The following is a 9,936-nucleotide window of genomic DNA, read 5'->3' on the forward strand; positions in this document are numbered from 1 at the left end:
CCCCCCGAACCGAGCGGTTCGGGGGGCGCCCCTGTGTCGTACGTCGATGCCCTGGCCGGAGCCGGGGCGAAGCCCTAGATGCGGACCTGGACGGCGCGTGCCAGCCGGTCGTGCAGCCCGCGGCCGTCCCGGTCGCGGACCAGGGCCGGGATGAGCAGGGCCAGCAGGACGGTGCGCAGCAGCACGCGGGCGGGGCTCAGGCGGCCGCCGTCCTCCGAGAGCACCCGCAGGCCCACGATCCGCTTGCCGGGGGTGAAGCCCACGGTGCCGACCGTCAGGAGGGTCAGGGCCAGGAAGAGGACGTACGTCCAGTTCGCCAGCGCGTTCATGTCGCCACCGCCCGTGATCAGGCCGTAGGCAATCACCTCGCAGCTGATCCAGTCGAGGGCGATGGCGCCCAGCCGCCGCCCGAACCGGGCCATAGAGCCGGGCCCCTGCTCGGGCAGGCCGAGCCGCTTGCCCGGGTAGCCGAAGTCGATGCCCATGTCCTCGGCGGCCGCGCGGGGGCCGGAGAGCCAGGATCCGAGTGCTTGCCTGTTGTCCACCCGACCACGGTACCGGTGCGGCCTCGCGACCCTCGGGCGGGACCCTGGTTAACTTGGGCGAAACAAATGGGTCATCCTTGAGAAATCCCGTCTGCTTATGGTCGGGTCAGCGTGCGGCACCGCACTGACGCACCACGAGCTATAAAGCCCGTCCCTCCCCCGGGGACCGGGAGTAGGAGGAGTTGGATGTTCAAGAACGCCGACGAAGTGAAGCAGTACATCGAGGAGAACGACGTCAAGTTCGTCGACGTCCGCTTCTGCGACCTGCCTGGTGTGATGCAGCACTTCACCATCCCGGCGCGAGCGTTCGACCCGGCGGAGGAGCTCGCCTTCGACGGATCCTCCATCCGCGGCTTCCAGGCGATCCACGAGTCCGACATGGCGCTGCGTGCCGACATCACCACCGCGCGCCTGGACCCGTTCCGCAAGGACAAGACGCTCAACATCAACTTCTTCATCCACGACCCGATCACGGGTGAGGCCTACAGCCGCGACCCGCGCAACATCGCGAAGAAGGCCGAGGCGTACCTCGCCTCCACCGGCATCGCCGACACCGCGTTCTTCGGCCCCGAGGCCGAGTTCTACGTGTTCGACAGCGTGCGCTTCGCGACCTCCGCGAACGAGGGCTTCTACCACATCGACTCCGAGGCCGGCGCCTGGAACACCGGTTCCGAGGAGAACAACCGTGGTTACAAGGTCCGCTACAAGGGTGGTTACTTCCCCGTAGCCCCGGTCGACCACTTCGCCGACCTGCGCGCCGAGATCTCCCTCGAGCTGGACGCCCAGGGCCTCCAGGTCGAGCGTCAGCACCACGAGGTCGGCACCGGCGGCCAGGCCGAGATCAACTACAAGTTCAACACGCTGCTCGCCGCGGCCGACGACCTGATGCTCTTCAAGTACGTCGTGAAGAACGTCGCCTGGCGCAACGGCAAGACCGCGACCTTCATGCCGAAGCCGATCTTCGGTGACAACGGCTCGGGCATGCACGTGCACCAGTCGCTGTGGGCCAACGGCGACCCGCTGTTCTACGACGAGGCCGGCTACGCGGGCCTGTCGGACACCGCGCGCTACTACATCGGCGGCATCCTCAAGCACGCCCCGTCGCTGCTGGCGTTCACCAACCCGACGGTGAACTCCTACCACCGCCTGGTCCCGGGCTTCGAGGCGCCGGTCAACATGGTGTACTCGCAGCGCAACCGCTCCGCCGCCATGCGCATCCCGATCACGGGCTCGAACCCGAAGGCCAAGCGCGTCGAGTTCCGCGCGCCGGACCCGTCCTCGAACCCGTACCTCGCCTTCTCGGCGCTGCTCCTCGCGGGCCTCGACGGCATCAAGAACAAGATCGAGCCGATGGAGCCGATCGACAAGGACCTCTACGAGCTCTCGCCCGACGAGCACGCGAGCGTCCCGCAGGTCCCGACCAGCCTGGAGGACGTCCTCAAGGCGCTGGAGGAGGACCACGAGTACCTCCTGGCCGGCGGTGTCTTCACCCCGGACCTGATCGAGACCTGGATCGACTACAAGCGCACGCACGAGATCGCCCCGATCGCGCTGCGTCCGCACCCGCACGAGTTCGAGCTGTACTTCGACCTCTAAAAAGCCTGATGGGAGGCCCCCCGCCACTCTCCACGGAGAGCGGCGGGGGGCCTTTCCGCTTTGACAGGGCACGGGGGCCGGGCCAGGGTGGAGATGTCCTAAAGGCCGGATAAGCGAGACTCGTTCGGAGGTGCATGAAGATGCGCCGTAGGATCGTTGCGGCAGTCCTGGCAGGCGCCGCCGGAATCACCCTCGGACTCATGCCGGTCGGCAGTGCCTCGGCCAACGGCGGTGGCAACTGGAGGTGCGACAACTGGGGCAACGGGCGCTGGGACGAATGCTGCAACCGGGACTGGCGGTACGTGCCCGACTGGTGCTGGGACGACGGCAGGGTCGGCGGCGTCGGCGGCTACCGCGACGACTGGGGCAACTGGGACAACCGGAACTGGCGTGACGACACCGGTTGGCGCAACTCCAACTGGAACGACAGCTGGAACGACGGCAACTGGAACGACTCCGGTAACTGGAACGATTCCGGCAACTGGAACAACGGCAACTGGAACGACTCCGGCAACTGGGGCGGCTGGGACCGCGGCCGCTGAAGACCGTAGGGACGCTGCGATGCCCCTGCCCCGCTGGCCTCAGCGGAGCAGGGGCATCGCGCCGGTGAGGTCGCGCAGGCAGCGGACCGCGAGCTCGGCCGGGGAGCCCGGGCCCGTGACCGGGGCGTCCGTGGCCGACCACAGTTCCAGGGAGATGCGGATCGCGTCCGTGGCCGCCGCGGCGATCAGGCGGACGCCCAGGGGGTCGGCGTCCGGGCCGGCCAGCCGGGCCACCACCGGGACCAGGTGTTCCTCGGAGTCCTGGTTCACGCGGTACCAGACCGCGCGCAGGGCCGGGTCGGTCGTCGCCGCCCGCAGCAGCCCGCGCGTCACCTCCAGGCCCTCCTGGACCGCCTGCGGGCCGGTCAGCGAGCGGGTCACGGCCCGCTCCAGGGCCTCGGCGAGGGGGGTGCCGGGGGTCTCCTCGGCGAGCAGCGCACGCCAGGCGTCGCCGCCGCCCGCCAGCAGCGGGGCCACCGCGTCCTGTTTGTTGCGGAAGTAGCGGTAGAAGGTGCGCAGCGCCACGCCCGCGCGGTGGGCGATGTCCTCGGCGGTCGTGCCGTCGGGGCCGTGCTCGGCGAACAGTTCGCAGGCCGCGCGCGCGATGTCGAGCTGGGTGGCGGCCTTGCGGCGCTCGGTCAGCGACTGGGCTCCGGGGCCGGCCTGGGGAGAGTACGGACGAGGGGATCTCACGGGGTGAAGCGTACCTCCCGGGATCAAGGGCGATTGCATTCCACGCCACTCTGGCAAAACGTGTCACCGCTTCGGTACGCTCGCCCCATGAACCGTTACGAAGGACGACGCGTCCTCATCACCGGCGGCGGCTCCGGCATCGGCCAGGCCACCGTCCACCGCATCCTCGCCGAGGGCGGCCGGGTCCACACGGTGGACGTCAACGAGGCCGGCCTCAAGGCCACCGCCGACCGGGCCGCCACCGACGGCCACCAGGACCGGCTGACCACCGCCGTCCTCGACATATCCGACGAGGCCGCCGTCAAAGCGGGCGTCGCCGCCGCCGTCGACGCCCTCACCGGCATCGACGTACTGGTGAACGCCGCGGGCATCCTGCGCTCCGCGCACACCCACCAGACCACGCTCGAACTCTGGAACAAGGTCATCGCGGTCAACCTGACCGGCACCTTCCTGATGATCCGCGAGTCCCTCCCGGCCCTGCTGGCGGGCGAGCAGCCGGTCGTCGTGAACTTCAGCTCCACCTCGGCGTCCTTCGCCCACCCCTACATGTCCGCCTACGCGGCCAGCAAGGGCGGCATCCAGTCCATGACCCACGCGCTGGCCGCCGAGTACAGCAAGCAGGGCCTGCGGTTCGTGTCCGTCGCGCCCGGCTCCATCGAGAGCGGCATGACCACCGGCAACGGCCCCGGCCTGCCCGAGGACACCGACTGGTCCCTCTTCGCCAAGCTCGCCCCGGCCCTCGGCCAGGGCTTCGCCGGCCCGCAGACCGTGGCCGGCGTCGTCGCGATGCTGGGCTCCGAGGACGGCGCGTTCATCACCGGTACGGAGATCCGTATCGACGGCGGCACGCACTACTGAGCCGCGGGCCACCGAGCCGCGGGCTCAGCCTCTGAAGCGGTCCCAGAGCCGGGGGAAGCGCTCCGCCAGCACGCCTTCGTTCTCGAAGTCCAGCGGGGTGCCCTCCGGCTCTGCCGGTTGCAGGGGCACGCCCAGATCCGGCGCCACCGACCCGGTCAGCTGCTCGTACGCCTCGTCGGCCGCGTACCCCAGCTCCTCGCCGTCCCCGTCGATCTCCTCGTCGAAGTCGCCCAGGAGCTCCGCGAGATGGTCGGGATCGTGCACCCCGCCCTCGAAGACCTCCCGCCCCTGCCCGATCAGCCAGCAGCGGAAGTAGTCGAAGGCGTCGTCGCTCGCCCCGTCGAGCAGCACCCAGGCGGCCCCCCAGAGGTCCCAGGTGTACGCCCGGTTGTACCGCGACTCGAAGTGGCGGGCGAAGTCCAGGACGGAGTCCGGATCGAGCTGCGCCAGCCGCTCCACGAGCAGCTCGGCGTGTTCCTCGGGGTCGCCGTCGGCGGCCTCGCGGGTACGGTCGACGATCTCCCAGAACTCCGTCTCGTCCATCACGGTCCCAGCATCACGGGTCCGCCCCCGCGCCGCCACCGCGCATACGGCCAAAGGTCGATGCTCTCCTTATGGTCCGGGGCGCATACTCGGGGGAGCGATGGCGCGCGCAGCGGGAGGGTGCCCCCCATGGGGTTGCGTCTGAACGACCGGTACCAGCTGAACACCATGCTCGCTCGGGGCGGCATGGGGGAGGTGTGGGACGCCCACGACGAGCGCATGGACCGTCCGGTCGTCGTCAAGCTGTTGCGTCTCCCCGATGCCCGCGCGAAGTCCGACCGGAATGACCGGACCGAGCCCGAACGGCGCTTCCTCGACGAGGTTCGCGCCACCGCGGCCTTGAAACACGACCACGTGATCATCGTGCATGACAGCGGTGAGCACGTCCTGCACGGCCACCGGATGCTCTTCCTGGTCCTGGAACGCGCCGACGAAGGGGACCTGGCCAAGGCCTTCGCCGAGCCGGGGCGGCTGCCCTGGTATGACGTCGCGTCCTGGGCGCGGCAGGTCGCGGAGGCTCTCGCGGCCGCACACGAGGCGGGGATCGTCCACCGCGACGTCAAACCGGCCAACGTGCTGCGCACCGGCAGCGGAGTGGCCAAGCTGGCCGACTTCGGCATCGCGAAGCTGCTCGACGATCTGGCGCGGGCGGGTCGGAGCGTGCCGGGCGTGCCGATCGGGACTCCGTCCTACATGTCGCCCGAGCAGGCTCGGGGGGAAGAGGATGTGGACCACCGGTCGGACCTCTACAGCCTGGGCTGCCTGCTCTACGAAGGGCTGAGCGGGCGCCTGCCGTTCCGGGGCGCCCCCCTGGAGGTCCTGCGGCAGCATAAGGAGGAGCAGCCCCCTTCGCTGGCCGCCCTCGTGCCGGACCTGCCGCCGATGGTTGCCGATCTTGTCATGAGCCTGCTTGCAAGGCAGCCCGGCCACCGGCCGCAGAGCGCGGCCGAGGTCGCCCTCGTGCTCGGCACGGCGATCGCCGCCGGAACGGCGCCGCGCAGGAACCCCGGGCGGGTGGAGCGGCCCGGCCGGGCCGCGCCGCGCCCGGACACCGGGCCCGGCCCGAATCCCGGCCCGGTCCCCACCCGCGGCCCCGGCCCGGGCAGTCCCCCCGTACACCCCGCCGGACCGGCACGGGTGCCGCTGATGCTGACCGCCGGGCCCGCGCGGGCGCGCCTGATGCTGACCGCCGGCCCCGCGCGGGTGCGCCCGATGCTGACCGCCGCCCCCTCGCCCGATGCTGAACCCCGGTCCTGCGTGGGCCGCCCTGGTGGACCCCGCACTGTTCAGTGACGTGCCCGAGCAGATGCGCCGGTTCCTCGAGGAGTACCGGAAGGTCCGGGAGGGGGAAACGCCGTGAGGCGGCCCGTCCCCTCCTGGGCGGGCCGCCTCACGGGCGGGTCACACGGGTCGTGCCGGCCTACAGGCCGTAGCGCTCCCGGGCCTCCTTGATGGCGGACGCCGGGACCTCGCCGCGGCGGGCGAGCTGGGCCAGCGCGGCCACCACGATCGACTGGGCGTCGACACCGAAGTGGCGGCGGGCGCCCTCACGGGTGTCGGAGAGGCCGAAGCCGTCCGTGCCCAGCGAGGTGTAGTCCTGCTCGACCCACTGGCTGATCTGGTCCGGGACCTGGCGCATCCAGTCGGAGACGGCCAGGACCGGGCTGGTGACGCCCTCCAGCGCGCGGGTGACGTACGGAGTGCGCACCTCGCCGCGCAGCAGCGCCTCGTCGCACTCCAGCGCGTCGCGGCGCAGCTCGCCCCAGGAGGTGGCGGACCAGACGTCGGCGGCCACGTTCCAGTCGGCGGCGAGCAGCCGCTGCGCCTCCAGGACCCAGTGGATCGCCGTACCCGAGGCCATCAGCTGGACCTTGGGCGCGTCGGCGGCCGGAGCCGCCTCGCCCAGGTCCGCCGCCGTGTTGAAGCGGTAGAGGCCCTTGAGGATGCCCTGCTCCACGCCCTCGGGCATGGCCGGCTGCACCTTCGGCTCGTTGTAGACCGTCAGGTAGTAGAAGACGTCTTCCGGCTTCTCGCCGTACATGCGGCGCAGACCGTCCTTGACGATCACCGCGATCTCGTACGCGAAGGCCGGGTCGTAGTTGAGCGACGCCGGGTTCGTGGACGCGATCAGGTGCGAGTGGCCGTCCGCGTGCTGCAGGCCCTCACCGGTGAGCGTGGTGCGGCCGGCGGTGGCGCCGACGATGAAGCCCTTGCCGAGCTGGTCGGCGAGCTGCCACATCTGGTCGGCGGTGCGCTGCCAGCCGAACATCGAGTAGAAGATGTAGAAGGGGATCATCGGCTCGCCGTGCGTCGCGTACGACGTGCAGGCGGCGATGAAGTCGGCCATGGCACCGGCCTCGGTGATCCCCTCGTTGAGGATCTGGCCGTCCTTGGCTTCCTTGTAGTACATGAGCTGGTCGCGGTCGACCGGCTCGTACGTCTGGCCCAGCGGCGAGTAGATGCCGGCCGACGGGAAGAGGGACTCCATGCCGAAGGTACGGGCCTCGTCGGGGACGATCGGCACCCAGCGCTTGCCGGTCTCCTTGTCCCGCATCAGGTCCTTGACGAGTCGGACGAAGGCCATGGTGGTGGCCATCTCCTGCTTGCCGGAGCCCTTGAGCAGCGGGGCGAAGGAACGGTCCGCCGGGGCGGGCAGGGCCACGTGCTTGACCTTGCGGGCCGGGGCCGGACCGCCGAGGGCCGCGCGGCGCTCGTTCAGGTACTGCACCTCGGGGCTGTTCGCGCCCGGGTGGCCGTACGGGACCTGGCCGTCGGCGAAGGCGCTGTCCGGGATCGGGAGGCCAAGGAGGTCCCGCATGTCCTTGAACTCGTCGATCGTCAGCTTCTTCATCTGGTGGTTCGCGTTCTTCGACTCGAACCCGGCACCCAGCGTGTAGCCCTTGACGGTCTGCGCGAGGATGACCGTCGGCGCGCCCTTGTGCTCCAGGGCGGCCTTGTACGCGGCGTAGACCTTGCGGGGCTCGTGGCCGCCGCGGGAGCTGTGGAAGCACTCGGCGATCTTCGCGTCGGAGAGCACGCCGGCCAGCTGCACGAGCTCGGCGTTGGCGCCGAAGAAGTGCTGGCGGATGTAGGCCACGTCGCGGGTCGCGTACGTCTGGAACTGCGCGTCCGGTACCTCGCGCAGGCGGCGTACCAGGGCGCCCGTGGTGTCGAGTTGGAACAGCTCGTCCCAGGCGGAGCCCCACAGCGACTTGATGACGTTCCAACCGGCGCCGCGGAACTGGGCCTCCAGCTCCTGGACCACGCGGAAGTTGGCGCGGACCGGACCGTCGAGGCGCTGCAGGTTGCAGTTGATGACGAAGGTCAGGTTGTCGAGCTGCTCGCGGGAGGCGAGGGCCAGGGCGGCGGTCGACTCGGGCTCGTCCATCTCGCCGTCGCCCAGGAAGGCCCAGACGTGCGAGTTGGCGGTGTCCTTGATGCTCCGGTTCTGCAGGTAGCGGTTGAAGCGCGCCTGGTAGATCGCGGAGAGCGGGCCGAGGCCCATGGACACCGTCGGGAACTCCCACAGCCACGGCAGGCGCCGCGGGTGCGGGTAGGACGGCAGGCCGTTGCCGCCGGACTCCTGGCGGAAGTTGTCGAGCTGCTGCTCGGAGACCCGGCCGTCGAGGAAGGCGCGGGCGTAGATGCCGGGGGAGGCGTGGCCCTGGATGTAGAGCTGGTCGCCCGATCCGTCGGCCTCCTTCCCGCGGAAGAAGTGCTGGAAGCCGGTCTCGTACAGCCACGCGGCGGAGGCGAAGGTGGCGATGTGGCCGCCGACGCCGTACTTGGAGCCGCGGGTCACCATGGCGGCCGCGTTCCAGCGGTTCCATGCGGTGATCTTGGCTTCCATCGCCTCGTCACCGGGGAACTCGGGCTCCGCGGCGGTGGGGATGGTGTTGACGTAGTCCGTCTCCAGCAGCTTGGGCAGCGCGAGGCCGGCGGCCTCGGCGTGCTGGAGCGTGCGGCGGAGCAGGTATTCGGCGCGGCGCGTACCGGCGGCCTTGGCGACGGCGTCGAGGGAGGCCGCCCATTCGGCGGTCTCCTCGGTGTCGCGGTCCGGGAGCTGGTCGAGCTCGCTCGGAAGCTTTCCTACGGGGTCGGACATCGGTGTGCGCCGCCTTCCGGACAAAGGAGAGGTGGTGAAAAAATCCCTGACGGGCAGGACAGGGTCGTTGGACCTGGTTGAGGTCCGCGATGACTGTAAATCGCTGATCGATGATCGATCAAATAAATGTGACGAAGAGACGTCGATCTGACGAAAGTCGGCACCGGGTGCCAGGAAATCAGGCACCCGGTGCCGGGCAAATCAGGGCAATCGGACCCCGTCAGGCTCCGTCAGGCGCGCGGCGCGCAGCCCAGGACGTGCCGCTTCACGAGCAGACCGATGTCCGGGTCCTGGGCGCGGAACGCCTCGACGAGGGCCTCGTGCTCCTCCGCGTAGGACTTCTGGACCGTTCCCAGCCACCGGATGGACAGGGCCGTGAACACCTCGATGCCCAGGCTCTCCCAGGTGTGCAGCAGCACGCTGTTCCCGGCCGCCCGCACCAGCTCCCGGTGGAAGCCCACCGTGTGCCGCACCTGCGCCGTGCCGTCCTCGCTGCGGTCGGCTTCCCACAGGGCCGCGACGTGCGGTTCCAGGGCCGAGGTGTCGGCCGCCAGCCGGGGCGCGGCCAGCTCGGCGGCGATCTGCTCCAGACCGGCCCGGACCGGGTAGATCTCCTCCAGGTCCGCCGCGGAGAGGTTCCGTACGCGCACGCCCTTGTTCGGCGCCGACTCGATCAGCCGCAGGGTCTCCAGCTCGCGCAGGGCCTCCCGTACGGGCGTCTGGCTGACCTCCAGCTCCACCGCGATCCGGCGCTCCACGATCCGCTCACCGGGCTTCCAGCGCCCGCTGACGATCCCCTCCACGATGTGCTCGCGGATCTGCTCGCGCAGCGAGTGCACGACGGGTGGGGTGATCATCGGCGGTTCATCTCCTGGTGGGTGTGCAGGGTCAACGCGGGGCCTGATGCGTAGACAATACGGCGGCGGGCCCCCCCCCCCGGGTCCCCGGCCGGGGGGGCGGCCCGGGGGGGGGGTGACACACCGACCGGGCCCCACCCCCGGGCGAACACCGGTTGTTGAGAAAGGGCCCCAACGCCCCGCCACACCCCCAAAGA

At 70.4% G+C, this 9,936-nt stretch carries 9 protein-coding genes; 4 read left to right on the forward strand and 5 right to left on the reverse strand.

What is annotated here, in order from left to right; translation table 11 throughout:
- Window positions 1-74 precede the first annotated feature (74 nt).
- Window positions 75-545: an RDD family protein gene (locus ACFWBN_RS34595; RefSeq protein WP_385183999.1), complete on the reverse strand. Its 471-nt coding sequence runs from the start codon at window positions 543-545 to the stop codon at window positions 75-77.
- 186 nt (window positions 546-731) lie between these two features.
- Between ACFWBN_RS34595 and glnA the strand changes: the two genes are divergently transcribed.
- Entirely contained in the window at window positions 732-2,141 is a 1,410-nt protein-coding gene (gene glnA, locus ACFWBN_RS34600; RefSeq protein ID WP_385184002.1) for a type I glutamate--ammonia ligase, read from the forward strand.
- A gap of 200 nt (window positions 2,142-2,341) precedes the next feature.
- Window positions 2,342-2,683, forward strand: coding sequence for a hypothetical protein (locus ACFWBN_RS34605; RefSeq protein WP_385184004.1), 342 nt, complete (start codon window positions 2,342-2,344; stop codon window positions 2,681-2,683).
- 39 nt (window positions 2,684-2,722) lie between these two features.
- Here the strand turns inward: ACFWBN_RS34605 and ACFWBN_RS34610 are convergent, their stop codons facing one another.
- Entirely contained in the window at window positions 2,723-3,376 is a 654-nt protein-coding gene (locus ACFWBN_RS34610; protein ID WP_385184006.1) for a TetR/AcrR family transcriptional regulator, read from the reverse strand.
- 87 nt (window positions 3,377-3,463) lie between these two features.
- Here ACFWBN_RS34610 and ACFWBN_RS34615 point away from each other — a divergent pair, with 87 nt between their 5' ends.
- A complete protein-coding gene (locus tag ACFWBN_RS34615; RefSeq protein ID WP_385184009.1) occupies window positions 3,464-4,234 on the forward strand; it encodes an SDR family NAD(P)-dependent oxidoreductase in 771 nt (256 codons plus the stop codon).
- A gap of 24 nt (window positions 4,235-4,258) precedes the next feature.
- On the opposite strand, the gene ACFWBN_RS34620 is transcribed toward ACFWBN_RS34615, so the two are convergent.
- Entirely contained in the window at window positions 4,259-4,777 is a 519-nt protein-coding gene (locus ACFWBN_RS34620) for a DUF4240 domain-containing protein (RefSeq protein WP_385184069.1), read from the reverse strand.
- Between the two features lie 129 nt (window positions 4,778-4,906).
- On the opposite strand from ACFWBN_RS34620, the gene ACFWBN_RS34625 reads away from it, so the two are divergent.
- Entirely contained in the window at window positions 4,907-6,070 is a 1,164-nt protein-coding gene (locus ACFWBN_RS34625) for a protein kinase (RefSeq protein ID WP_385184012.1), read from the forward strand.
- Window positions 6,071-6,197: 127 nt separating this feature from the next.
- Here the strand turns inward: ACFWBN_RS34625 and aceE are convergent, their stop codons facing one another.
- Complete coding sequence (gene aceE, locus ACFWBN_RS34630) at window positions 6,198-8,882, reverse strand: pyruvate dehydrogenase (acetyl-transferring), homodimeric type (RefSeq protein ID WP_385184014.1); 2,685 nt, start codon at window positions 8,880-8,882, stop codon at window positions 6,198-6,200.
- 230 nt (window positions 8,883-9,112) lie between these two features.
- Window positions 9,113-9,736: a GntR family transcriptional regulator gene (locus ACFWBN_RS34635; RefSeq protein WP_385184073.1), complete on the reverse strand. Its 624-nt coding sequence runs from the start codon at window positions 9,734-9,736 to the stop codon at window positions 9,113-9,115.
- Window positions 9,737-9,936: the final 200 nt, after the last annotated feature.

It is taken from the genome of Streptomyces sp. NPDC059989, assembly GCF_042736975.1.
Taxonomy (GTDB): Bacteria; Actinomycetota; Actinomycetes; order Streptomycetales; family Streptomycetaceae; genus Streptomyces.

Excerpts from the sequence above, each read along its gene's own strand:
- ACFWBN_RS34625 (WP_385184012.1), top strand. The coding sequence starts at position 4,907 with ATGGGGTTGCGTCTGAACGACCGGTACCAGCTGAACACCATGCTCGCT.
- ACFWBN_RS34615 (WP_385184009.1), top strand. The coding sequence starts at position 3,464 with ATGAACCGTTACGAAGGACGACGCGTCCTCATCACCGGCGGCGGCTCC.
- ACFWBN_RS34605 (WP_385184004.1), top strand. The coding sequence starts at position 2,342 with ATGCCGGTCGGCAGTGCCTCGGCCAACGGCGGTGGCAACTGGAGGTGC.
- aceE (WP_385184014.1), bottom strand. The coding sequence starts at position 8,882 with ATGTCCGACCCCGTAGGAAAGCTTCCGAGCGAGCTCGACCAGCTCCCG.
- glnA (WP_385184002.1), top strand. The coding sequence starts at position 732 with ATGTTCAAGAACGCCGACGAAGTGAAGCAGTACATCGAGGAGAACGAC.
- ACFWBN_RS34620 (WP_385184069.1), bottom strand. The coding sequence starts at position 4,777 with ATGGACGAGACGGAGTTCTGGGAGATCGTCGACCGTACCCGCGAGGCC.